General features: G+C 71.4%; 21 protein-coding genes. 10 read left to right on the top strand and 11 right to left on the bottom strand.

From position 1 onward, the window contains the following. Nucleotides 1-3: 3 nt before the first annotated feature. Nucleotides 4-777, bottom strand: a complete 774-nt coding sequence (locus ACFWZH_RS26125; RefSeq protein WP_384435909.1) for a DUF72 domain-containing protein — start codon at nt 775-777, stop codon at nt 4-6. A gap of 172 nt (nt 778-949) precedes the next feature. On the opposite strand from ACFWZH_RS26125, the gene ACFWZH_RS26120 reads away from it, so the two are divergent. From ACFWZH_RS26120 to ACFWZH_RS26100, 5 genes are all read left to right on the top strand, one after another. Further along, nucleotides 950-1756, top strand: coding sequence for an alpha/beta fold hydrolase (locus tag ACFWZH_RS26120; RefSeq protein WP_384435906.1), 807 nt, complete (start codon nt 950-952; stop codon nt 1754-1756). Beyond that, nucleotides 1753-3081 (top strand): cytochrome P450, encoded by a 1329-nt coding sequence (locus tag ACFWZH_RS26115; protein ID WP_384435903.1) that lies wholly within the window; start codon nt 1753-1755, stop codon nt 3079-3081. Before ACFWZH_RS26120 ends, ACFWZH_RS26115 begins: the two co-directional genes overlap by 4 nt. Nucleotides 3082-3197: 116 nt before the next feature. Then, a complete protein-coding gene (locus ACFWZH_RS26110) occupies nt 3198-3500 on the top strand; it encodes a hypothetical protein (protein ID WP_384435900.1) in 303 nt (100 codons plus the stop codon). 65 nt (nt 3501-3565) lie between these two features. Then, on the top strand, nt 3566-5392 hold the full coding sequence (locus ACFWZH_RS26105) for a S8 family serine peptidase (protein WP_384435898.1): 1827 nt from the start codon (nt 3566-3568) through the stop codon (nt 5390-5392). A 206-nt stretch (nt 5393-5598) separates the two neighbouring features. Further along, a complete protein-coding gene (locus ACFWZH_RS26100) occupies nt 5599-6417 on the top strand; it encodes a helix-turn-helix domain-containing protein (RefSeq protein WP_384435895.1) in 819 nt (272 codons plus the stop codon). A 58-nt stretch (nt 6418-6475) separates the two neighbouring features. On the opposite strand, the gene ACFWZH_RS26095 is transcribed toward ACFWZH_RS26100, so the two are convergent. From ACFWZH_RS26095 to asnB, 7 genes are all read right to left on the bottom strand, one after another. Next, nucleotides 6476-7153: a YitT family protein gene (locus tag ACFWZH_RS26095; protein WP_384435892.1), complete on the bottom strand. Its 678-nt coding sequence runs from the start codon at nt 7151-7153 to the stop codon at nt 6476-6478. 87 nt (nt 7154-7240) lie between these two features. Continuing rightward, the gene (locus tag ACFWZH_RS26090; protein ID WP_384435889.1) at nt 7241-8896 is read right to left on the bottom strand and encodes an L-aspartate oxidase; all 1656 of its coding nucleotides are present in this window, start codon (nt 8894-8896) and stop codon (nt 7241-7243) included. Between the two features lie 118 nt (nt 8897-9014). Beyond that, nucleotides 9015-9728: a hypothetical protein gene (locus tag ACFWZH_RS26085; protein ID WP_384435886.1), complete on the bottom strand. Its 714-nt coding sequence runs from the start codon at nt 9726-9728 to the stop codon at nt 9015-9017. 342 nt (nt 9729-10070) lie between these two features. Further along, nucleotides 10071-11033 carry a pirin family protein gene (locus tag ACFWZH_RS26080; protein ID WP_384435883.1) on the bottom strand — a complete coding sequence of 321 codons (963 nt, stop codon included), beginning with the start codon at nt 11031-11033 and terminating at the stop codon, nt 10071-10073. 70 nt (nt 11034-11103) lie between these two features. Next, a complete protein-coding gene (gene ddaH / locus ACFWZH_RS26075; protein WP_384435880.1) occupies nt 11104-11880 on the bottom strand; it encodes a dimethylargininase in 777 nt (258 codons plus the stop codon). Between the two features lie 74 nt (nt 11881-11954). Next, entirely contained in the window at nt 11955-12350 is a 396-nt protein-coding gene (locus tag ACFWZH_RS26070) for a GntR family transcriptional regulator (RefSeq protein ID WP_384435877.1), read from the bottom strand. A gap of 211 nt (nt 12351-12561) precedes the next feature. Next, nucleotides 12562-14412 carry an asparagine synthase (glutamine-hydrolyzing) gene (asnB, locus tag ACFWZH_RS26065; RefSeq protein ID WP_384435875.1) on the bottom strand — a complete coding sequence of 617 codons (1851 nt, stop codon included), beginning with the start codon at nt 14410-14412 and terminating at the stop codon, nt 12562-12564. 223 nt (nt 14413-14635) lie between these two features. On the opposite strand from asnB, the gene ACFWZH_RS26060 reads away from it, so the two are divergent. Both ACFWZH_RS26060 and ACFWZH_RS26055 read left to right on the top strand, forming a co-directional pair. After that, a complete protein-coding gene (locus tag ACFWZH_RS26060; protein WP_384435872.1) occupies nt 14636-15565 on the top strand; it encodes a GNAT family N-acetyltransferase in 930 nt (309 codons plus the stop codon). An 85-nt stretch (nt 15566-15650) separates the two neighbouring features. Continuing rightward, nucleotides 15651-16118, top strand: a complete 468-nt coding sequence (locus ACFWZH_RS26055; protein WP_384435869.1) for a hypothetical protein — start codon at nt 15651-15653, stop codon at nt 16116-16118. A 518-nt stretch (nt 16119-16636) separates the two neighbouring features. Here the strand turns inward: ACFWZH_RS26055 and ACFWZH_RS26050 are convergent. Further along, entirely contained in the window at nt 16637-17236 is a 600-nt protein-coding gene (locus ACFWZH_RS26050; RefSeq protein WP_384435866.1) for a helix-turn-helix domain-containing protein, read from the bottom strand. Nucleotides 17237-18606: 1370 nt separating this feature from the next. Here ACFWZH_RS26050 and ACFWZH_RS26045 point away from each other — a divergent pair. Next, complete coding sequence (locus tag ACFWZH_RS26045; RefSeq protein WP_384435863.1) at nt 18607-19647, top strand: lytic polysaccharide monooxygenase; 1041 nt, start codon at nt 18607-18609, stop codon at nt 19645-19647. A gap of 92 nt (nt 19648-19739) precedes the next feature. Here the strand turns inward: ACFWZH_RS26045 and ACFWZH_RS26040 are convergent, their stop codons facing one another. After that, a complete protein-coding gene (locus ACFWZH_RS26040) occupies nt 19740-20195 on the bottom strand; it encodes an Lrp/AsnC family transcriptional regulator (protein WP_384435860.1) in 456 nt (151 codons plus the stop codon). Between the two features lie 80 nt (nt 20196-20275). On the opposite strand from ACFWZH_RS26040, the gene ACFWZH_RS26035 reads away from it, so the two are divergent. Continuing rightward, nucleotides 20276-21559, top strand: a complete 1284-nt coding sequence (locus tag ACFWZH_RS26035) for an APC family permease (protein ID WP_384435857.1) — start codon at nt 20276-20278, stop codon at nt 21557-21559. An 82-nt stretch (nt 21560-21641) separates the two neighbouring features. On the opposite strand, the gene ACFWZH_RS26030 is transcribed toward ACFWZH_RS26035, so the two are convergent. Continuing rightward, a complete protein-coding gene (locus ACFWZH_RS26030; RefSeq protein WP_384435854.1) occupies nt 21642-22124 on the bottom strand; it encodes an SRPBCC family protein in 483 nt (160 codons plus the stop codon). Between the two features lie 144 nt (nt 22125-22268). Between ACFWZH_RS26030 and ACFWZH_RS26025 the strand changes: the two genes are divergently transcribed. After that, nucleotides 22269-22853, top strand: coding sequence for a TetR/AcrR family transcriptional regulator (locus ACFWZH_RS26025; RefSeq protein WP_384435851.1), 585 nt, complete (start codon nt 22269-22271; stop codon nt 22851-22853). Nucleotides 22854-22859 lie beyond the last annotated feature (6 nt).

Genomic DNA, 22859 nt, shown 5'->3' with positions numbered 1-22859 from the left:
CGCTCAACGGGCGGAGCCACGCCCGGACGGCGTACGGCTCACCGAGCGGCCCGCGGCCTCGGCGGCGCGGGCGAAGCGGACGGCGTCGAGGACGGCCGCCGCGCCGACGTCGTTGTTGAAGTACGCATAGACCTCGGCCCGGTCCGGCCAGGTGTCGGCGATCCGCCGCACCCAGGTGGCCAGCGCCTGCCGTCCGTAGCGCGGAGCGGGCTCCGCACGGCCCTCGTGGAAGCGCAGATACCCCCAGCCGGCGGTCCGCCAGAGCGGTGTCACGGGGCGGGAGCCCCGGTCCGCCCAGCACAGCGCGGCGCCCCGGCGCTCCAGTACGGCGCGGATCTCCTCGGTCCACCACGAGTCGTGGCGCGGCTCGACGGCCACCCGGGTGCCGGCCGGGAAGCAGCCGAGGCAGTCGTCCAGCAGCGCGGCGTCGGCGTGCAGCGTGGGCGGCAGCTGGAGCAGGACGGGGCCGAGCCGCGGGCCGAGGGCCGCGGCCCGCGTCATCAGCCGCCCGACCGGCTCCGCCGGCTCACGCAGCCGCTTGATGTGGGTCAGATAGCGGCTGGCCTTGACGGCCATCACAAAGCCGTCGGGGGTCCGCTCCCGCCAGTCGGCGAAGGTCTTCTCCTCGGGCAGCCGGTAGAAGGCGGCGTTGCTCTCGACGGTGGCGAACTGCCGCGCGTACTCCTCCAGCCACAGCCGCTGCGGCCGGTCCGGCGGGTAGAGGACCTCGCGCCAGTCCTTGTACTGCCAGCCAGAGGTTCCGACGAGGACGGTCATGCCCCGGATGCCTGCCCGGTGCCGGGCGGGCCGTATCAGCCCGTGGCGGTGTCGCCGGGGCGGGGTCTTGCACGGCGGGGAGGATACGGCCAATGTGGTCGGAAATCGCCCGTGGCCGCCCGGTGGTGGCCGTGGGCCCGTCGACGCGTTCCGTCACACGTCTGGAGTGAGCGTGGCTTCCTTCGTACTGCCCCATGCCCTGCACGGTTCGGGCTCGCACAAGGTCTTCGCCGTGCACGGCTGGTTCGCCGACCGGTCCGCCTTCGACCCGGTCGTGCCGGATCTCGACCGGGACGCCTTCCAGTACGCGCTGGTCGATCTGCGCGGCTACGGCGAGGCGCGGGGCGCGGACGGCGCGTACACCACGGCGGAGGGCGCGGCCGACGTGCTGGCGCTCGCCGACCGGCTGGGCTGGGACCGGTTCTCGGTCGTCGGCCATTCGATGGGCGGCAGCGTCGCCCAGCGGGTGCTGGCCGCGGCACCGCACCGGGTACGCCGGATCGTGGGGGTCTCGCCGGTCCCCGCCTCCGGATTCCCGATGCCGCCGGAGCAGTGGGAGCTGTTCTCCGCCGCGGCGCACACCCCGGAGAACCGGCGCTCCATCATCGACCTCACCTCCGGCGGGCGGCGCCCGGCCGCCTGGCTGGACCGGATGGTGCGGCGGTCGTTGGAGCGCAGCGAGGCGAAGGCGTTCCGGACCTGGCTGGACTCCTGGGCCGGGGAGGGGTTCGCCGAGGAGGTCGAGGGTTCGGCGGTGCCGGCGCTGGCGGTGGCCGGTGCGCTGGATCCCGCGCTGAGCGCCGAGTTGATGCGTCAGACCTGGCTGCGGTGGTTCGCCGACGCCGAGCTGGTCGAGCTGCCGGCGGCCGGGCACTACGCCATGGACGAGACGCCGCTGGAGCTGATCCGGGCGGTGGAGGACTTCCTGCGGGCCGACGGCGGCGACGACGGCAACGGCGGGCGGACGGCGGCGGGATGACCGGGTCCGCGGATCCGGACGCCGGCACCGCCTCCCAGGGCGCGCCGGACGCGGTGCCGGACGTCTTCGACCCGCGCGGCTACGCGGACGGCCTCCCGCACGCCGCGTACCGGCTGCTGCGCGACCGGTACCCGGTGGCCTGGCAGGAGGAGCACGAGGTGCTGGGCTGGCCCGCCGGCCCCGGCTTCTGGGCGGTGACGCGCCACGCGGACGTCGTACGGGTCCTCAAGGACGCGCGCACCTTCTCCTCCCATCTGGGCGCCACCCAGATCCGCGACCCCGACCCCGCCGACCTGCCGTTCATCCGCCGGATGATGCTCAACCAGGATCCCCCGGACCACGGGCGGCTGCGCCGTCTGGTCAGCCGGGCCTTCACCCGCGGCCGGATCGACCGCTTCGAGGCGGTGGTACGCGCACGGGCCCGCCGGCTGCTGGCCGCGGCGGTCGGCACGGCGCGCGCGGGGGACGGCGTCTGCGACCTGGTCGCCGCCGTCACCGACGACTACGCGCTGCTCAACCTCGCCGATCTGCTGGGTGTGCCGCCCGGTGAGCGCGGGCTGATCCTGGACTGGACCCGGCGCGTCATCGGCTACCAGGACCCCGACGAGGCGGGCCCCGCGGCGTCCGGCCCGGACGGCCGGCCCGCCGATCCGCGCTCCCCGGCGATGCTGCAGGACATGTTCGCCTTCGCACGGGAGCTGGCCGCGCACAAGCGGCGGCACCCGGGCGAGGACGTGCTGACCGTCCTCGCCTCGGACCGCGAACTGGCCACGCCCGAACTGGAGATGTTCTTCTTCCTGCTGACCATCGCGGGCAACGACACCGTGCGCAGCGCGGCCCCCGGCGGCCTGCTGGCACTCGCCGGGGACCCGGGCGCCTACCGTGCGCTGCGCACCGGGGCGGTGGGCGCGGCGACGTGCGTGGAGGAGCTGCTGCGGTGGCATCCGCCGGTGCTCACGTTCCGCCGGACCGCGGCGCGGGACACCGAGCTGGCCGGCCGGCCGATCCGCGCCGGCGACAAGGTCGTCGTCTTCCACGGCTCGGCGAACTACGACGAGCGGGTCTACGCCGGTCCGCACCGGCTGGACCTGGCCCGCTCCCCCAATCCCCATGTCTCGTTCGGCGACGGCCCGCACGTCTGCCTGGGCGCGCACCTCGCCCGCCTGCAACTGCGGGTCCTGTACGAGGAGACGGCCGGCCTGCTGCCCGCCCTGGCGGTCGCCGCTCCGCCGCGGCGGCTCGTCTCGAACTTCATCCACGGTCTGAAGTCGCTGCCGCTGCGGGTCGACGAGGTGGCGGGCGCGGCCGGTACTGCTTACCGTTGAGGTACGGCATATACCACTGATATAGCCCTCTGAGACAGCCCTCCACGCACGAAGAAGAGGTGCGAAGGCGCGACCCGGATGGGCGGGGTCACTCACCGGAGCAGGGTGAGGAGTACATGCGTACCGAGAAGCTCGGCTCCGCCGCGCGGCGGATGTGGTTCGCCGCCGACGCGACGGGCGAGTCGGTCGACCCGGCTCCGTTCAGAGTGCTCATCCGGGTGCGGCGCGAACCCGACGACCAGCAGCGACGGCGTATCGCCGAGGCCGGCGCCCGGGTCCACACCACGGCGGGGAACGTGCTGACCGCGAGTCTCTCCCCTGCCGGTCTCGGGCGCCTGACGGAACTCGACTGTGTCGACTATGTGGAGCTGGCCGAGCCGCTCCACCCCGAGCAGGGCACCGGGGCACCGGACGAGTGACCGCCGGCCCGCGGTACGGGCCGGCGCCCCCACAGCAGACCTCACGCAGGAGATGAAGGTTTCCGATGTCGGAGCGAAGATTCCTCACCCTCGACTCACGGCTGACGTTCTTGATGACGCAGGCCGAGGAGGGTCAGGCGGAGTTGGCCAACCTGGAGTCCACCGGCCGTTTCGCGCTCACCGTCGAGGGAGTGCCAACGCCTCGGGTGCGCGTACTCGCCCGCATCGCCGAGGGCCACGGCGACGACCCGGACGGTCTGCGAGAGCGCCTCGCGGACGTCGGGCTGACGGTGTTCACCCGGTCCGGGAACGTCGTCAGCGGCGAGATCGGGGTCGACGCGCTCCCCGCGCTCGACGATCTGGACGCCGTCGACTACGTCGAGGCCTCGCGCCCCACCCTGCCCGAGCTGGACGCGTCCGTACCGGAGATCAACGCCGACAAGGTGCACGCGGGCCCGCCGTCGTTCCGTGGCGCCGGGGTGATCGTGGGAGTGATCGACAGCGGTATCGACTGGCGCCACGGCTGCTTCCGCAATCCGACCGGCAACACCCGCATCCTGCGCATCTGGGACCAGGGCCTCGTTCCCCAGGCCGGGGAGTCCGCACCCGCACCGTTCGGCTACGGAGTCGAGTACCAGCGTTCCGCCATCGACCTCGCGCTCGCGGCGCCCAGTACGCTCGGCGGGGTACGGCACATGGACGACCGCATCGGCCATGGCACCCATGTGGCGGGGATCGCCGCCGGCGACGGTTCGTCAGCCGGCAACGGCAGCCCGGAGTTCACCTTCATCGGCGTCGCCCCCGAGGCCGAGCTCGTGGTGGTGGCCAACCGTGTCACGACCGAGGCGCTGGGCGACTCGGCCAGCACCCTCGATGCCGTGCGCTACGTCTTCGACGTCGCCGAGGACCTCGGGCGGCCGGCCGTCATCAACATCAGCCAGGGCGACAACCTGGGGCCGCACGACGGTTCGAGCCTGCTGGAGGTCGGGATCGACAACCTGCTCGGCGCTGCGGGCCAGGCGCTGGTGAAGTCCGCGGGCAACGCCGCGAACGCCGGGGTCCATGCGGCAGGACGTGTGACGCAGGGCGGCAGCGACGTCGTACGGTTCTCGGTGCCGGCCAACGACACCACGCCGGACACGATAGATCTCTGGTACTCCGGCTCCGACCGCCTCTCGCTGAGCATCAAGTCGCCGGTCGGCACGGCGAGCACCGAGATCCTGCCGGGCACCGTCACCGGCACCGAGCTGGCGCTGCCCGGCGGAAACCGGGCCTTCGTCGACTCCGTCGTCGACCACCCGGCCAACCACGACAACCGGATCTATGTGCAGCTGCGCCCGGGGAGCCAGACGGCGATCGTGCCCGGCACCTGGAGCCTGACGCTCACCGGCAGGACCGTGGCCGGCGACGGCCGCTGGGACGCCTGGGTGGAGCGCGGGGACGTCGTCCCCCAGTTCATCGGCCCGCACCGGAGCGACGACATCACCATCTCCGTCCCCGGTACCAGCGAGAAGGTCATCACCGCCGCGTCCTACATCACCAAGGGGGCCGGCCCCGGCAACCTGTCCACCTTCTCCAGCCGCGGGCCCACCCGCGACGGCCGCCCGGCACCGACGCTGGCCGCTCCCGGCCAGGCCATCACCTCCGCGCGGGTGGGAGCCGCGGGCCCGAACCAGTACCAGTCCATGTCCGGCACCAGCATGGCCGCACCGCATCTGACCGGAGTCTGCGCCCTCATGCTGCAGGCCAGCCCCACCATGCCCCAGTCCGACCTCGCCGCCCGCCTGGTCGGCTCCGCCCGCCTGGACGACTTCACCGGCGAGGCGGCCGGCAACGACTGGGGCGCCGGCAAGGTCGACACCGCGGCCGCCGTGGACGCCGCCACACCCTAGGTGCGACCGCCATGACCGCGTATGCGCTCCATTAAATCAACGTAAAATGTCTGATGTGGCGGGGCCTTGATAACCGCATCGTGCGTCCGGGTCATGGCGCGGCGGGGAGAAATGCTCACCTCGGTCGTCGAAGGCCATGGCGTACGCTGGAGCCCATTCGTTGGCATGAGGCACGGGGGCGCATCGCATGCATGGCAATTCGGTAGATGACTGATCCGTTATCGGCTCTCCGCCACAATGAGCCGGCTCCCCCGAAACCCCCTGCCGTACTGGAACTCCCCGGGCTGCTGCGCGCCTGGCGGGCGCAGGCGGGGCGCAAGCTCGGCAAAGGAAAGCCCCTGACCCAGGCCGAGGTCGCGGCCGAGTTGGGCGTGAGCGTGCGGTGGTACCGCGATGTCGAGCGCGACGGGCTGGGACGTCTGTCGCCCGCCACGGCGGACCGTCTGGGCGAGGTGCTGGTACTGGGGCCGGACGAGCGGATGGCGCTGCGGCGTTTCGCCGCGGGGGGCAGACCGCCGACGCATGCGACGGGCGCCCTTCCGACCGGTGCCCTGCAGACCCTTCTCGATATGCAGATGCCGTGCCCCGCCTATTGCACGGACAGCGTGTGGGACCTGGTCGCGTGTAATCAGGCGATGAAAGAGTGGTTTCCCTGGGTGCACGAGCCGGGAGCCAACCTCCTGCGCTGGGCGTTGGCTTCCCCAGAAGGCCGGGAACAGTTCGTGCACTGGCACGAACACGCCGCGACCTATCTGGCACAGCTGCGGTTCGCGCTTGCGGCGACGCCCGGGAATGCGGAACTCGGCGCACTCCGCGACGAACTCCTGCGCAATCCGCAATGCCGGCGGATGTGGGAAGAGGAGCCGCGCGTCGTCGCCTATGGAGACGGCCATCGTTTCGATTTGCGGCTGCCCCGTTTCGGCCGGAAGCAGATCAGCGTCGTGTCCCACGTACTGGTCCCCGCCTACCACCAGGACCTGCGGTTCGTCGTCCTGACCCGCGCCGAGGGCGACGGGGGCGGCTGACGCCTCAAGGGCGCCGGCCGCTCCCGCCTCCGGGACGCCGCGGGTCAGGACGTGCCGCCTACGCGATGGCCGGGGCCGCCTCCGCGGCGGGCCGGCGCTCGTCGACGGCCCGGTAGGCGAACCACGGGAGGCAGAACTGGGTGACCGGGCCGACGCACAGCGCGTAGAGCACGGTGCCGACCCCCACGCTGCCGCCCAGGATCCATCCGATGATCAGGACCGTGATCTCGATGAGGGTGCGGATGAGCCGGATGGACTTGCCCGAGCTGGCCGACGCCCCCGTCATGAGGCCGTCACGTGGTCCGGGGCCGAAGCGCGCCCCCACATAGATGCTGATCGACAGCCCGTTGAGGACGATGCCGCCGATCAGCAGCATGATGCGCACCGGAAGCCCGAGGTCCTCCGGGATGAGGGAGAGGCCGAGGTCGGAGGAGAACGCCAGCACGATGATGTTGGCTATCGTCCCGAACGTGGGCTTCTGCTTGAGGGGTATCCAGGTCAGGAGCACCAGGACACCGAGCACGGCGCTGATGGCGCCGAAGCTGAGCGGTGTGTAGTTCTCCAGGCCTTCGTACAGCACACTCCAGGGATTGACCCCGAGTGAGGCCCTCACCATGACGGAGAGGCTGAACCCGTACAGGGCCAGACCGATGAACAGCTGAGGGATGCGCCTGAGCGGTTTCTCTCCGAAGCGGACATAGGCGAGGGGTGGTGTGTTCTTGCCGGTCGCGGCCATCTGATGCTTTCCGGGTGGGGTGAATGCTCATGCGCCGCCGCAGCGACGGCGCATGAAGGGCGGAACAGGGGACGAAGGCGTGAGGGCTCAGGCCGTGTGCATGTACGGGGCCCAGACCAGCTGGCCCTCCTTGAGGGCCGCGCTGTAGCCGATGAAGTCGTCGGACTGCTGGGGGAAGTCGTCGCGGTAGTGGGCTCCGCGCGACTCCTCGCGCATCAGCGCCCCCTCGACGATCAGCCGGGAGGCCAGCAGCAGGTTGGACAGGTCCGTCGCGGTCTGCACCTGGCCGGCGGCGCGGGAGCCGGTGGTGAACGCGAGCCGCCCGGCCCGCTGTTCAAAGGTCTCCAGCAGGCCGAGCATGGTGGTCAGACCACGGCGGGTCCGCACCGGGCCGGCGTGCCAGTACATCGAGGTGCGCAGGTCCTGCAGCACCGTTTCGGGGGTGTCGCCGCCCTTGTGCGAGGGCAGGTTGAGCGAGCCGATGACCTCGATCTCGCCACTGGCGGCCCTGTCCCGGCACTCGGCGGCGGCGTGGCGACCGGCGATGCGGCCGAAGACCAGGCACTCGGAGAGGCCGTTGCCGCCGAGCCGGTTGGCTCCGTGGATGCCGCCCGCGGTCTCGCCGGCCGCGTACAGGCCGGGGACGGTGGTCTCGGAGCGGGAGTTGATGAGCAGGCCGCCCATGAGGAAGTGCGCGGTGGGGCGGATCTTGAGCGAGGTGACGCTGCGGGGGTCGAAGCCGGCCTGGATGAGCCGTTCGTCGAGCGCGGGGTAGGTGGTGGGGATCAGGTGGGCGCAGGCGGAGATGTCCAGCCGGACGGCGCCGTCGTCGAACGCCCGGCCCTCGATGATCTCCCGGTAGATGCCGCGGGACACCACGTCGCGGGTCGCCATCTCGCCGCGCGGGTCGTGGCCGAGCATGAAGCGCTCACCGTCGCGGTTCAGCAGCAGGGCGCCGTCGAAGCGGAGGGCCTCCTCGACGAGGCTGCCGTCGAAGGTCAGGACTCCGGAGGCGAGGCCCGTGGGGTGGAACTGCAGGAACTCCATGTCGATGACGCCGGCCCCGGCGGCGAGGCCCAGGGCGATGCCGTCGCAGGACTTGTCCATGGAGGCGGCGGAAGGGGCGTACATCGAGGCGCCACCGCCGTCGGCGAGGATCACACCGGCGCCGGGTATCACCATGCGTTCCAGGGTGTCCACGGCCGTGGCCTCGATACCGTTCACATGACCGTCGGCATCGCGCAGGACCTTGGTGGCGCGCACTCCGGAGACGATGCGAATGCGGCCGTCGGCCACCAACTGGCCGAGGCGAGCGGTGAGCACGCTTTGGATGTGGTAACCGAGACGGTCTTCGAGATAGACGCCGCGCGGAGTTCCGCAGCCGCCGAACGGGCGGGTGGCGAATTCCCCGTCGGTGTCCCGCTCGAAGGCCAGGCCGAGCCCTTCGAGCCAGTGGACGAGGTCGCGGGCGCCTCTGCATAAGGTGTCGACCAGCTCGGGGTTGTTGGCGTGCGAGCCACCGACGATGGTGTCCTGCACATGTGCCGCCACGCTGTCGCCGGCTGCGACGGCGGCATTGAAGGCGTGGGTTTTCCAGGTGCATCCCCCGGTGGAGGCCCACTTGTATTTCTGGCTCTCGTACAGCGATTTGGTCACCAAAATGACGTCGGCGCCGTTGTCGGCTGCTTCAATGGCCGCGCTGAGACCAGAACCACCCGCGCCGACTACAATGACCGTTCCCATACCAAGTCTTCCTTCGTTGAGAGTTCTTGCTGTGCGCGGGCAGGACCGCATGCCCGAATTGCAGGAGGGGGGACCCGTGCGTCTGCCGGGCTCCGCGGCTGTCGTCCGTGAAGCCCGCTCAACCGCACTTTCCGGTCGGGGAATCCGCGCTCAATACGAGGACGTCGGCGGCCGAGAGCCGCTGCGCCGCTTCGTCGACGGCGCCGGAGAAGGTGTCCGCGTCCATACCGGGAATCCTCAGTACGCGGATCAGGGCCGAGCCCGATGCGTCGCCCACCAGGCGCCCGGCGCCGTTTCCGCAGGTGGGTGAGTGGATGATGCCGTGCTCGTCGGACAGCACCAGCTCTCCGGCGCGCACCTGCCGCATCCCGTCCTCCGCCCCCGGGCCGTCGGCCGGCCCGTAGGTGACGCTGCGGCCGATCCGGTCGGCGTCGTAGACCTGGAAGCTGCACAGCGTCGAGTACTCGATTTCCATGCAGACGTCCACGACCGGATGGATCGGCCGGTAGGCGTCCCGGCGCATGATGCGCAGCGCCTGCTTCAGCGGGGTCGACACACCACTCGGTTTGACGTTCATCTCCGCGTAGAAAGACCGGTAGGCCTCCCATAGCGGGTTTTCCCGAATGGATTCCTCCGTTTGATGGGTCTCCTTGAGGCGGGTGAGAACCCTGCGCTCGGTGTCCGCAAAACCGACCGCCCCGTAGGGTGCGCACGGCACGAGCAGAAAAGCCGTCATCAATCCGGGACGGCCGTGCAGGGCGGCCGATGCGTCGAAGGCGTGGGGCCCGCTCTGCGGTGCCGAAGGGGCCGCCGGTATGCCGACGCCGTCCAAAGGAACTCCAACCACTAATAGCGTAGGATTCGATCTTGATATCGCCTCAATGATCTTCCCGGAGAGTATTGGCGCCGGTACTGCCTGGTGTCAACCGGCAAAAAATTGCCGGTTGTTGCCAAGTCGAATCGGCAAATTTTTGCACCTCTGGATGCCGGGAGAAGCGGCGCTTCGTCGTCTTCCGCGATTCGTGGAGAGTTCAACTTCCCAAAATCCACAATGGGTTGATCTCCCCGCCTCTCTTCCCGAAGGCACGTCGACGCGTGGCCGTCATGCGGCACCGGCGCCGTGCGCACGCCGCCGCTCCCGCGGGCCCGCCCCGGCGGCCCGCACCGCGCCGGATCAGCGCGTCCGCCCCCGCGGCCTGAGGGGGCCGGGCGGCAGCTCGGGGGCGGACAGCCGGTCGCCGTCGTAGCCCAGGACCTCGCCGAAGCGGGTGCCGACGGCCCAGTCGTCACGGGCCCGGGCGATGTCCTCGTGGGAACGTCCCACGAAGTTCCACCACATCACGATCTCCTCCTCGAACGGCACCCCGCCCAGGAGCAGCAGACCGCTGTCGGAGTGGGCGCGCAGCGGGAGTTCGCTGCGGCCGCAGCCGAGGTAGAGCAGGGCACCGGGGGTCAGCCGGACGCCGTCGACCTCGGTCTCGCCGGAGATGGTCAGGGCCGCGTACTCGAAGTCGGGATCGAGGGGCAGCCGGGTGTCGGTGCCGGCGGTGAGCGTGAGGTCGGCGCCGACCAGTGGGGAGTAGGTGGTGCCGGGCGAGGTGGCGCCGGCGAGTTCGCCCAGGATCACGGTGGCGGTCAGGCCGCCGCCTCCGGTGACCAGCGGGAGGTCGGTGTGGTGCTCGAAGTGCGGGGCGGTGTCGCGGTGCGCGTCGGGCAGGGCGACCCAGAGCTGGGCGCCGTGCAGCAGGGGGCCGTGGCCGTGCGGGGACTCCTCGGAGTGGGCGATGGCCCGGCCGGACGTCATCAGGCCCAGTTCGCGCGGGCGTACGGTCTGCAGGCTGCCGAGGCTGTCGCGGTGCAGCACCTCGCCCTCGTGCAGCCAGCTGACGGTCTGCAGACCCATGTGCGGATGCGGCGGCACCTGCATTCCGGGCTGGTCGACGATGTCGTCCGGCCCGTAGTGGTCGACGAAGCACCAGGCGCCGACCATCCGCCGGCCGAGGTTGGGCAGCAGTCTGCGCACGACGGTGGACTCTCCGAGCGGCACCTGCTTGCCGGGCTGGACGTCGCGCACCGGGCCCGTACGGCCGGTGCCGCCGCACAGGCTGGGCGAGGGTCTGAGGTCGAGGTTGCTCATGGCGTCACGATAGGCGGGGCGCGGTGTGCGGCCGGGAGAGGCGCACGCGCCACCCCCGCCTGACGGGCCGTCATTCATACAGCTCGCGCAGCCGTACGGACAGGCAGGTGACACAGCCCTCCAGCTTCTCGAACTCGCCGATGTCCACGACGACGGGCTGATAGCCGAGATCGGCGAGGAGCGCCTCGCTCTTGGGCGCGCCGGCCGCCATCAGCAGCCTGCCGCCGCCGAGCAGCACGACATGGGCGCCGGACGCCTCGGGGACGGGCAGGAAGCGGGGGAAGACGGACGGGTCGTCGACCAGGGGCGGGTAGCCGATCACCGTGCCGTCCGGGAGTGCGGTCACCGCGGATTTCAGGTGCAGTACGCGGGTTACCGGTACGGCGACCACGCGGGCGCCCAACGGCTCGAAGGCGGAGCGGAGTTGGCGCACGCCGTCGGCGTTGGTGCGGCCGCCGCGGCCGACGTAGACGGTGTCGCCGACCTTCAGGACGTCGCCGCCGTCCAGGGTGCCGGGCGAGCGGATCTCGTTGACCGAGCAGCCCAGCGCCTCGACGGCCGCGCGGGCGTCCGGTACCTCGGATCTGCGCTGGTCGGCGCCGGGGCGGGCGAGCAGGGCGACATTGCGGAACATGACCACGGTGTCCTCGACGAAGACCGCGTCGGGGCAGTCGTCGGCGGGGGCCACCTCGGTGGTCCGCCAGCCGTGGTCGCGCAGCGTCTGCACGTAGGACTCCCACTGGCGCAGGGCGAGCGCGGGATCGACCGGGCGCCGGTCGATATGGGTGACCAGACCGTCGGCGAGGCGGGGGCCGGGGCGGCGGACGAGGGCCTGTTTGCCGGGCATTCGGCTCCGTTCGGATACGGGTGGGCGGGGTGCCGGGCCGTCGGGCGGAGCGGGGCGGGGTCCGGCGTGGGCGGTCAGGCCCCGGCGCCGTAGGTGGCGCGCAGGGCGTTCTCGACGGCGGTGAGGGCGGCACGGTGGTCCAGGCCGAGCCGCCGGACACGGCGGGCGTAGCTCTCGGCGGCCGCGGCGGCCTCCCGGTCCGCGGCCTCGCCGGCCGCGGCGATGAAGCTGCCGTTGCGGCCGCGGGTCTCGATCACGCCGTCGGTCTCCAGGGCGCGGTAGGCCTTGGCGACGGTGTTGGCGGCCAGGCCCAGGTCCTCGGCGAGGCCGCGGACGGTGGGGAGTTTGTAGCCGACCGGCAGGGCGCCGTCCCTGGCCCGGTCCGCGATCTGGGTGCGTACCTGTTCGAACGGTGCGACGGCGGAGGCCGGGTCGATGGCGATGACGAGGGTCGAGACCTGCGGGGACACGGGGCGCTCCTGGTACTGGTGGTGGGGCGGACGGGTGCGGGGCCGCGTCCCGGGGAGCCCGGATGCGCGGCACGCTCGTACCCGTTGGTGCGCGTGTTTGTCTCATTCATTGTGCGCCAGGAGCGCCGGCCGTGCCGGGAGGTTCCGGGGCCTGTCGCTTTGTGGACACGCCTCGGCGTCGCGGGCCCGGCCATACCCCATCGAACCGGCCCTAAAGCCGGAGGGTGGTACCGGTCGTGCGCAGCCAGGCGTTCATGCCGAGGGCCAGTTCGGCCGCGGGGCGGATGTCGCAGGTCGCCCCGTCCGCGGTGGCCTCGGCGAGGGCGCCGGTGTCCAGCAGCGGCCGGACGGGGGCGTCGTGGTCGGCGGCCAGGTCCTTCAGCTCGGCGCGCAGCGCCTCGGTGTAGCGCGGGTCCTGGGTGCTGGGGTAGGGGCTCTTGACGCGGTCGGCGACCAGGTCGGGCAGCACGTCGCGGGTGGCGGCGCGCAGCAGCGACTTCTCCCGGCCGTCGAAGGTCTTCATCGACCAGGGGGTGTTGAAGACGTACTCGACGAGGCGGTGGTCGCAGAACGGGACCCGGACCTCCAGGCCGACGGCCATGCTGGCCCGGTCCTTGCGGTCGAGCAGGATCTGCAGGAAGCGGGTCAGGTGCAGATGGCTGACCTCGCGCATCCGGCGCTGCAGGCCGGTGTCGGAGTCGAGGTAGGGGACTTCGGCGAGCGCCTCGTGGTAGCGGCGGGCCTGGTATCCGGGCAGGTCGATCTTGTCGAGCAGGCCGGGGTCGAGCAGCGCCTCGCGGACCGTGTCCCCGCCGGCGAAGCGACTGCCGATGCCCGCCGCGATCCAGGGGAAGGTGCCGGCGTGCACGGCCGCGGGGTCGTGGAACCAGCGGTAGCCGCCGAAGACCTCGTCCGCGGATTCGCCGGACAGGGCGACCGTGGACTGCTCGCGGACCGCCTTGAACAGCAGGTACAGGGAGGTGTCGCCGTCGCCGAAGCCGTTGGGCAGGTCGCGGGCGGTGAGCACCGCGGCGCGGTGGCCGGGGTCCATCAGGGCGGCGGTGTCCAGGACGATGTCGCGGTGGTCGGAGCCGACGTGCTCGGCCAGGGCGTGGGCGTACGGCCCGTCGGGCGTGCCGCGCAGGTCGTCGGGCCGGAAGTGCTCGGTGTAGCCGGTGAAGTCCACGGCGAACGAGCGCACCGGGCCGCTGCCTTGGGCGGCCAGCGCGCCGGCGGCGAGCGCGGTGATGACGGAGGAGTCCAGGCCGCCGGAGAGCAGGGTGCACAGCGGCACGTCGGCGATCAGTTGGCGGGCGACGATGTCGTCGAGCAGCTCGCGGATGCGGGCGACGGTGGTGTCGAGGTCGTCGGTGTGCTCGCGGGCCTCCAGGGCCCAGTAGCGCCGGACGCTCAGCCCGCCGCGGTGGACGCGGACGAGATGGCCGGGGCGGACCTCGTGCATGCCCTGGTAGACGGCGTGCCCCGGCGTCTTGGTGAAGCCGATGAGCTCGGCGAGGCCCTCGGCGTCGACGGTGGGCCGCACCGCGGGGTGGGCGAGGATCGCCTTGGGCTCGGAGCCGAAGAGCACGCCGTCGGGGGTGGGGTGGTAGTAGAGCGGCTTGACGCCCATCCGGTCGCGGATCAGCAGCAGTTCCTCGGTGCGGGGGTCCCAGAGCGCGAAGGCGTACATGCCGTTGAGGCGCTCGGCGCACGCCTCGCCCCACTGGAGGTAGGCGTGCAGCACCACTTCGGTGTCGCTGTTGGTGCGGAAGGAGTGGCCCAGCCGCACCAACTCGGCGCGCAGTTCGCGGTAGTTGTAGACCTCGCCGCTGTACGTCGTGACGACCAGGGTGCGGCCGTCGTGCTCGGCGGTCATGGGCTGGGCGCCGCCGTCGATGTCGATGACGGCGAGCCGGCGGTGGCCGAACGCGGCGTGGGCGGCGAGCCAGCTGCCGGCCGCGTCCGGGCCGCGGCAGGCCATGGTCGCGGTCATCGCCTCCAGCGTCGACCGCTGGGTGGTCAGGTCGTTGTCGTAGGAGATCCATCCGGTGATTCCGCACATGTTCGCGGCTCCCTCCATACGTGGACGGCGGGCCGCCGCGTCCCGTCGGCGGCCCGCACGGTCACCGTACGCCCAGGTAGTTGCATGGGCCACTTATGTTCGGCCGGGCGCGTCCGAAATGAGCCACCCGTTCACCGCAGTGCGCAAAAGCGGAGGCGAACCGCGCCTCGCCTGCCGGAAAAGGGGCGGCAAAACGGAGCTTCGGCGCGTACCGTCCGCCTCCATGACGCTCACCGTGCGCGACTTCCGCCCCGCCGACGCCAAGTCCGTCGCCGACCTGCGACGGGCCGGTGTGCCCCATCGGCTCAGCACTCCGCAGGGTGTCGCCTGGGAGGTCTCCACCGCCCGTGCGGCGCAGCGTCTGCGGCTGTTCGTCGCCGAGCTGGACGGCCGGATCGTCGGCTCGGCCCGAGCGGCGCTGCTGCCCGGCAGCCGCGTCCCGGCCCGGGCCGCGGCGGCCTTGCACGTCCACCCCGGCCACCGCGGCCGGGGCGCGGGCCGGGCCCTGCTGGCCGCGGCCGAGGAGCACCTCGCGGCGGCGGGGGCCGACCGCGTCTTCGTCCGGGCGGTCGACGAACCCGGCGCGCACGCCTTCGCCCGGCGCCACGGCTACCGCCACACCCGCACGGCCCGCCACCTCCGCCTCGATCTGGCGACGGCCGGGCCGCCACCGCTGCCGTCCGCCCTGCCGGCCGGTGTCCGGCTGCTCACCGGCGCGGAGCTGGAGGCCGACCCGCGCCCCCTGTACGCGGCCAACGCCGAGGCCGGCGCCGACGAGCCGGGCGAGGTCGCGGGCGACGCCATGGCGTACGAGGACTGGCTGCGGCACACCTGGGATCACCCGCATATCGACCTGGACCTCACCTCGGTGGTGACCGTCGACGGCGCACTCGCCGCCTTCAGCCTGGCGGCGACCGACGGCCTGGGCCGCTACGCCTCCGCCATGACCGGCACCCGCCGCGCTTTCCGCGGTCGTGGCCTGGCCCGCCTGGCCAAGGCCGCCTCCCTCCACCGCGCCCGCGACCACGGCTGCACCGAGGCGTTCACCGGCAACGACACCGCCAACACCCCGATGCTCACGCTCAACCGACGTCTCGGCTACCGGCCGTTCGCCGAGGAGTGGCGGTACGCACGGGAGGTGGGGCGGGGCTGAGGCCGTCGGGTGACGGGACGTCGGGCCGCGGCGGACCGGCCCACCGACGCAGCGCGGCCACCGGATCGGGCAGCGCCCCCAGGACATGACGTACGCGGACGGCACCGAACCCGTCAAACTCCACAAACACGCCACCACGCACGGCAACGCCCGCACGGCAGCCACTCTCATCAGCCACCTCCGCACCTTGCACCCCGCCGACCACCGCCCCTCCCAGCACGGCACCCGCATTGCTTTCGACGACCCGGTTGGTGTGGCTTCGCTGCTGTGGAGCCTGCGGAGGGTTGGTGCGGACGGGCAGGTAGCGGCGCTATTGGCCCGTGATCCTGCCGTCCATGCCTCCCTCGACGATGCGAACGCCGTGGCTTCGCTGCTGTATGGCCTGCGGGAGGTTGGTGCGGACGGGCAGGCCGCCGCACTAGCCGAAAGGCTTCCTGCCGCAGGGCACTTCGATCAATGCATCAAGATCAGCGGTCACTGGGAGCGGTTCAGGTTCGGGCGGGAGCCTGACGGACGCGTCGCCGTCCCTTGGACGTGGGACGACCCCGAGTAGTCCGGGAGCCAGCGTTACCAATCCCCTGACCGGGCACCACTGCCGAGGCCGCGCCCCTTACACAGTCACGCCTCCTGCTCCCCCACCCTGGGGCGCCTGAGGCGACGGAGTTGGAGATTGTGCCGCAGAAAGTGCTGCTCGGTGAGACCTAGCAGTCTCGCGGGCCGAGCTTGAGTCAATCCTGCGAAGGACGAACAGGCCGGCCAACGAGAGAACGCTGGGGCCGGCGAGCATCGCCGCGAGCCAGGGCATCTCATTCATCCCCACGATGACCGCGCCTGTGAGCATGGCAACCACGACTACAAAGCCGGCGATGAGGCCACCCATGTACAGGTGATGGACACGCCGATCCCGCCCCTCTTGGTGCGCAAGTTGCGCACGGAGCATGCTCAAATCATGTTGTCGGGCCAACTCCGGCTCAAGAGCCTTTAGCGCCACCCTGAGATGCTCAGGCGGAAGCTGCCCCCATTGAAGCGCGACTTCCAAGCTTGTGGGCTGCTGTGGCTGTGGAGTGGTGGTCATCGTTGGGAGCCCCCGCCGCCATGAAGTTGCGGTTCAATATCACCGAAAAGCCCTTGCGGGGGTGGCCCTAGGAACTGGAACAAACGGTCTAAGCCCTCTAGGACCTGCGAGGCTGCCGGGGCGAACTCCCCGCGATCACCAAGGTTCAGGAGATTGGAAGCAACTGCAGCATCCATCTGTGGTGACTGTGCTACGTCCTCGACGTTTTGGCTCGCATTGCGCCGTTCACGCTGTTCCATCCAGAGCTCTTCGAGCGTGGCAGCACGCGCCTCGGCAGCATCGGCTCGCTCACGTAGCCGTGCCAATTCGTCTAGAAGGGGGGCCTCGCTCGGGTGTGTGCGCTTCCTGGCCTCGGTCCACAAAGCCGTGATCCGTGTGGCGACCATGGGATCAGGTTCAAGTGCAGCGAAGATGCCCTCGAGAACGCCGCGACTCGGCACTTTCTCTCCGTGCTCGATCCCATGGATCATCGTCATCGATACGTTCGCCCGCGTCGACACCTCACGCATGGACATGTCCTTGGCCAGCCTAAGTGCACGTAGCGCTAAGCCGAGTTGACCCCTTGCCTCAGACTCTCGTCCAGACTCTGGCGGCATCGATCCCCCCAACCGTGCTGTACGCCGGCTAACAGCCCATCACAATGACTATGCCGCTGCAGCTGTGACGGAGAACACGCTACAGGCAGATCTTGCTCCCGCACCGCGAAATCCCTGCAAGGACTCTGCGCGGCCAGCGCCACGTGACCGGGCTGGCTTCGTGCGGAAGCATGGCCGCTACTTCGCCGGCACCTTCCACTCCGCGAGGCTCGCGCCGTCTCCATTCGGCGCGTAGAGCACTCGCTCCGGACGCTGTCCACTCGGCACGGGGAATACCAGCTTGCCTCGCACGCAGTCACCAGCCCGCACCTGTGTCTCCGCGGGAAACTCCGGCTTCGGGAAGTCATCCCAGGTCGATGACGAAGGTTCGATCCGTGCCCCGTCCTGGTACGCAAGCGTCCAGTCAGTCTGCGACGAGAGCACCTCACCCCGATCTGTGCACACCCTCAGGTCGAGGGCTCCCCACACATAGCCATTCTCTCCGGTCTCTTCAGCCGCCGATCCGACGCTTTGGATGGGCTGCTGCCAGCTGACGACGGTGGTCTTCCCGATGCTGGACTCATCGCCGTTACGCCACTCCCAGGGAGATCCAATCGTGAGAGTCGTAGGGGGTTTTGACGCTGCCTCTCCGGTTGGGGACGGCTCCTCGGTGGATGCGGCCTCCGTTCGCCCACCCCCCGTCTTTGACGAATTCTCCTCACTCTGCTTCGAACTAGCGCAGCTAGTGACCAGTAGCAAGGTCACCGCAGCAGCGATTGCGGTGTGATGACGCACGAGTCCCCCTGTTGTCAGCGGTGGAAGACAGCTTGTCCCTTGCGAACATCCCATGTACGCGCCGTAGCCGAATGGTTACCTGTTCAATGAGCCGGGGCTCTGCACGGCATCCGACCGATGCAGGTTCATGACCGATGCAGATGCACGCGCCTGCTGCGCGCTGGACGCCCATCTCGAAGACAGTGAAGAGCCCCGGACACCTCTGTCCGGGGCTCCGCTTCGGCAGTGGAAGCCCGCGAGACGCCCAGGGAGCCACAGGGAGCCAGACGGGGAGCCAAAGGAGGCGAATACAGGTGGACCGACGCGGACCATCACGGACGTCCAGCGGCCCAACTCCTGCTCACGGTGCCCGTTTCCTCCCCGCCTGCCTGTGCCCCCGCTTAGCCATGCCTTAAGCCGACCATAAAGATCCTCAGGATCGCCTTCGGGCCTCAAATCCGCTGTTCAGCGGGGCTAGCGTGCTTCTCGCAAGGCGGCGTTGCGGGTCGCCGGCGCCGTACTCCGGGGGGCGGCGCGGGCGCACGTATCCCGACCCCCCCACCACATCGCCGCCCCTTGCCCCCCTCTCGACGCAACTGATGAAGGAGACCCCCACGATGACCGCTCGTCGCAAGGCCACCGGGATCGCGCTGGTCGGTATCGCCCCGCTCGCGCTCACCGTCCTGACCGCGAGCCCGGCGGCCGCGCACGGTTCGATGTCGGATCCGGTCAGCCGGGTCTTCGCCTGCTACGCGGAGGGGCCGGAGAGCCCGCGGTCCGCGGCGTGCAAGGCCGCCGTGCAGGCCGGTGGGGCGCAGGCGTTCTACGACTGGAACGGCGTCCGCGACGGCAACGCCGGCGGCAAGTCGAAGGAGAAGATCCCCGACGGCAAGCTCTGCAGCGGCGGCGACGCCGCGTTCAAGGGCCTGGACCTGCCGCGCGCCGACTGGCCGTCCTCCAAGATGCGGGCCGGCAAGCACACGTTCCACTACAAGGCCACCGCCCCGCACAAGGGCTCCTTCGAGCTGTACATCACCAAGGCCGGCTATGACCCGACCAAGCCGCTGAAGTGGTCGGACCTGGAGGCGAAGCCCTTCGCGAAGGTGACCGACCCGACGCTGACCAACGGGGAGTACATCTTCGACGGAAAGGTGCCGGCGCGGTCCGGGCGCCATCTGATCTACAGCATCTGGCAGCGGTCGGACAGCCCCGAGGCGTTCTACACCTGCTCGGACGTGGTCTTCGGGAAGGGCAGCGGCGGCTCCGGCGGCTCGTCCGCGGCCCCCGCGCCGGCCGCCTCCGCACCGACGGACACCCAGATCGCGGCGGGCGCCGAGAAGGCGTCGGCGGACCTGCGCCACCACAGCCACCAGGGCGGCGGCACGGGCGGCCACGACCACGCGGCACCCCAGGCCGACGGCGACCGGCCGGCGCTCGCCGGTGACGCCGGCGCCGCGCAGGACGCCGGCGCCGCGCAGGACGGCAACGCCGCGCGGCCCGACGGAGGTGCCAAGCCGCTCGGCGGACAGCGGCTGGCGGAGACCGGTGGTGACGACTCGACCGCCCCGATGGCCATCGCCGGCGCGGCGGTGCTGGCCGCGGGCGCCGGGGTGCTGTTCGCCACCTCCCGCCGCCGGGCCGCCCGCCACCGCGGCTGACCCGGCCCCCGTACCCCGGGCACCCACCCCCCTTCCGGGGAAGCGACGCCGCCCCTTGTGACCAGGGGCGGCGTCGCGCCGTCACGGTCCGTTCAGGGCAGCGGCTCGATGATGTCGTTGGCGACGTGCTGGTAGATGAAGGAGCTGCGGCAGTCGACGACCTCGCGGCGCTTGAAGACCTGGTCCATCAGGAGGGTGTGCAGCCGGTCGACGTCCGGGACGGCGACATGGACCAGGAAGTCGTCGCCGCCCGCGACGACATAGACGCTGAGCACTTCGGGCAGCGAGGTCAGAAAGGTCTTGAAGCGCTCGATGACCTCGCGGTTCATGGGGCGGATGCGGATGGTGAGCAGCGCCTGTACGGGGCGGTTGAGGGCGCGCAGGTCCACCCTGGCGCGGTAGCCGGTGATCACGCCGCGGGCGCGCAGCGCCCGGACCCGCTCCAGGCAGGTGGAGGGCGCGATGTTGAGCATGCGGGCCAGCTCGCGGTTGGTCTGCCGTGCATCGCGCTGCAGTTCGCGGACAATCGCCGAATCAATGTCGTCCATGGGAACCATGGTGGCGCAGCTGCCGAATTTCGTTCGGCCGGAGATCATATCGATCAGCCAGACGGTTACCTTCTGCGACTGTGACCGTACAAGAAACATCCCTTGCCGCTCCTGAACGGGCGGATATACGGCGGCTGGGCATCGGCAGCGGTACCGCGCTGTGTGCCGGTGCGGTGCTCGGCCCCGGAGTCCTGACCCTGCCGTCCCTGGCCGCCGCCGCGGCCGGCCCCGCCTCGATCCTGGCGTGGGTGGTGCTGCTGGCGATGTGTGTGCCGGTGGCCGCCTCCTTCGCGGCGCTCGGCGCGCGGTTCCCCGACGGCGGGGGCGTGGCCACGTATGTGCACCGGGCGATCGGGCCGCGGGCCGCGGCCGTGGTGGGGTGGTGGTTCTACGGCGCGGTGCCGATCGGCGTCGTCTCGGCGGCCTGGATCGGCGGGAAGTACGTGGCCGACGCGGCCGGTTGGGGAGAGCCGGGGGCGTACGCCGTCGCCGGCGCGGTGCTGGTGGGGTCGCTGGTCTCCAACGCGGTCGGGCTGCGGATGTCGGGCCGGGTCCAGCTGCTGCTCGGCGGGCTGCTGGCGGCGGTGCTGCTGTGCACGGTGCTGACCGCCGCACCGCAGGTGTCCGCCGCGCACTTCGCGCCGTTCCTGCCCGGCGGCTGGGCGTCGGTCGGGTCGGCGGCCTCGGTGCTGTTCTTCGCGTTCGCCGGCTGGGAGGCGGCCAGCCATCTGTCGGGCGAGTTCGCCGATCCGCAGCGGGACCTGCCGCGGGTGACGCGCCGTACGCTCCTGGTCATCACCGTGCTCTACCTGGGGCTCGCGGTGGTCACGATCGGTGTGCTGGGCCCGGCCGCGGCCGACACCGACACCCCGCTGACCGAACTGCTCTCCCGGAGCGTGGGCGCCGCCGCCCGCCCGGTCGCCGCCGCGGCCGCGCTCTTCCTCACCTTCGGGGCGGTCAATTCGTACCTGGCCGGGGCCTCCCGACTCGGCGCGGCACTGGGCCGGGACGGCGCGGCGCCGCGCCTGCTGGCCAAGGGCGGTGCGCCGGGCGAGGTGCCGCGGCGCTCGCTCGCGGTGCTGGGCGCGACGGCCGTGGCGGTGGGGGTGGCGGCCGGGTGGGGCGGCGCCGATCTGGACCTGCTGATGAGGGCCACCGCCACCTGCCTGGCGGCGGTGACCCTCGCCGGACTGGCCGCCGCGCTGGTGCTGCTGCCGCGCCGCACTCCCCTGTGGTGCGGCGTGGTGGCGAGCTCGCTGCTGACGGCGGCGGTCCTGGCCTTCTCCGGATGGCTGCTGGTGATCCCGGCGGTGCTCGCGTGCGCCGCCTGCGGTTTTCTGACGCTGCGCCGGGGCCTGCGCTAGGGCGTGTCCGGTGGGCCAGGGTCGGGCCCCGGTCGTGGTCCACCGGACGGGCCCGCGGAGCGGTTCCCGTGCGGCATCGGGGTCACCGGCTCAGGCGGCGCAGCAGGCGGGTGTAGCCGTTCCAGCGGGCGGGCCGGGCGACGGTGCCCGTGCAGGCCCGCTCGGCGCCGTCCAGGCTGTCCTCCAGGACGGCGTCGTGGAAGTGCCGGTAGGCCAGCGGCCAGGTGAGCCGGGCGAGGCCGTGGGCGCGCATGGCGAGGGTGTGGCGCAGCAGGGTGCGGTCCGGTGCGAGCGGATGGACGGTGTACTCATGGAAGCCGTCGAAGCCGCTCGGCCCGCTGAAGGTGAAGCGCACCCACCGGCCCGGTACGTACGCCGCCACGGTGTAGCGGACCGGGCCGTGGCCGCCGGCCACTCCCGGCGCCAGAGGCCCGTCCAGCAGCATCGGGGGCCAGTCGCCGCGCGGCCAGAGGCGGTCGCCGTCGCCGGACAGGCCGTCGATCAGCAGGCCGGCCTCGGCCGCGGGCACCGGCAGCTCCCGCTCGTGCACGTTGTAGACGCCCATGGGCGCAGACCTTTCCGGTCTCCCTGTCCACCGTTCCGGCACCGCGGCGCGTCGGCACGCTTCGCCGGCGCGTGGCCGCGAGAGGTTTCAGAGAGACCTTTCTAGAGAACAACCTCTAATATAGTGGAGAGTACCCTCTAGAACATGGCCAGGCCACCTCGTTTCGAGACCCCGCAGCTGCTCGACGCCGCCGTACGGCTGGCGGCCGAGTCCGGGCCCGCGGGCGTGACCATGTCCGCGGTCGCCGCGGCCGTCGGCGCGCCCAGCGGCTCGCTCTACCACCGCTTCGCCGGCCGCTCGGCGCTGCTGGCCGAGGTGTGGCTGCGGACCGTCGAGGGCTTTCAGCAGGGGTACTTCAAGGCCCTGGAGTCGTCGAACGACCCGCGCGCCGGAGGCCGGGCCGCCGCCCGGCACGTCGTGGCGTGGAGTCGCACCCACCCCCAGGAGGCCGCGCTGCTGCTGTACGGCGCCCATGAATTCGGGCGGGACGACTGGTCGGACGACCATCTGCGGCGCGCGAACGAGGGGAACATGCGGGTGCGGGCCTCTTTGGCGGCGCTCGCGGGCGCGCTGGGCGTACACGGCACCGAGAGCCTGGACCGGGTGTCGCTCGCCGTCGTCGATGTGCCGCTGTCGCTGGTACGCCGTCATCTGCGCGGCGGAACGCCGCTGCCGCCGCACGCCGAGGAGCTGGCGGAGGAGTGCGCCGAGGCGCTGCTGAACTTCTGAGACCGC

Origin of the sequence: Streptomyces sp. NPDC059008, from assembly GCF_042749045.1 — a bacterium.
GTDB lineage: Bacteria > Actinomycetota > Actinomycetes > Streptomycetales > Streptomycetaceae > Streptomyces.
The sequence above is the reverse complement of the archived record's forward strand: the minus strand, read 5'-3'. Positions and strand labels throughout refer to the sequence as shown.

What these genes read in the sequence shown, in the direction of transcription:
- ACFWZH_RS26115 (WP_384435903.1), top strand. Translation starts at nt 1,753, where the DNA reads ATGACCGGGTCCGCGGATCCGGACGCCGGCACCGCCTCCCAGGGCGCG.
- ACFWZH_RS26100 (WP_384435895.1), top strand. Translation starts at nt 5,599, where the DNA reads ATGACTGATCCGTTATCGGCTCTCCGCCACAATGAGCCGGCTCCCCCG.
- ACFWZH_RS26080 (WP_384435883.1), bottom strand. Translation starts at nt 11,033, where the DNA reads ATGAGCAACCTCGACCTCAGACCCTCGCCCAGCCTGTGCGGCGGCACC.
- ACFWZH_RS26125 (WP_384435909.1), bottom strand. Translation starts at nt 777, where the DNA reads ATGACCGTCCTCGTCGGAACCTCTGGCTGGCAGTACAAGGACTGGCGC.
- ACFWZH_RS26095 (WP_384435892.1), bottom strand. Translation starts at nt 7,153, where the DNA reads ATGGCCGCGACCGGCAAGAACACACCACCCCTCGCCTATGTCCGCTTC.
- ACFWZH_RS26025 (WP_384435851.1), top strand. Translation starts at nt 22,269, where the DNA reads ATGGCCAGGCCACCTCGTTTCGAGACCCCGCAGCTGCTCGACGCCGCC.
- ACFWZH_RS26045 (WP_384435863.1), top strand. Translation starts at nt 18,607, where the DNA reads ATGACCGCTCGTCGCAAGGCCACCGGGATCGCGCTGGTCGGTATCGCC.
- ACFWZH_RS26105 (WP_384435898.1), top strand. Translation starts at nt 3,566, where the DNA reads ATGTCGGAGCGAAGATTCCTCACCCTCGACTCACGGCTGACGTTCTTG.
- ddaH (WP_384435880.1), bottom strand. Translation starts at nt 11,880, where the DNA reads ATGCCCGGCAAACAGGCCCTCGTCCGCCGCCCCGGCCCCCGCCTCGCC.
- ACFWZH_RS26060 (WP_384435872.1), top strand. Translation starts at nt 14,636, where the DNA reads ATGACGCTCACCGTGCGCGACTTCCGCCCCGCCGACGCCAAGTCCGTC.
- ACFWZH_RS26090 (WP_384435889.1), bottom strand. Translation starts at nt 8,896, where the DNA reads ATGGGAACGGTCATTGTAGTCGGCGCGGGTGGTTCTGGTCTCAGCGCG.
- asnB (WP_384435875.1), bottom strand. Translation starts at nt 14,412, where the DNA reads ATGTGCGGAATCACCGGATGGATCTCCTACGACAACGACCTGACCACC.
- ACFWZH_RS26040 (WP_384435860.1), bottom strand. Translation starts at nt 20,195, where the DNA reads ATGGACGACATTGATTCGGCGATTGTCCGCGAACTGCAGCGCGATGCA.
- ACFWZH_RS26050 (WP_384435866.1), bottom strand. Translation starts at nt 17,236, where the DNA reads ATGCCGCCAGAGTCTGGACGAGAGTCTGAGGCAAGGGGTCAACTCGGC.
- ACFWZH_RS26030 (WP_384435854.1), bottom strand. Translation starts at nt 22,124, where the DNA reads ATGGGCGTCTACAACGTGCACGAGCGGGAGCTGCCGGTGCCCGCGGCC.
- ACFWZH_RS26055 (WP_384435869.1), top strand. Translation starts at nt 15,651, where the DNA reads ATGACGTACGCGGACGGCACCGAACCCGTCAAACTCCACAAACACGCC.
- ACFWZH_RS26110 (WP_384435900.1), top strand. Translation starts at nt 3,198, where the DNA reads ATGCGTACCGAGAAGCTCGGCTCCGCCGCGCGGCGGATGTGGTTCGCC.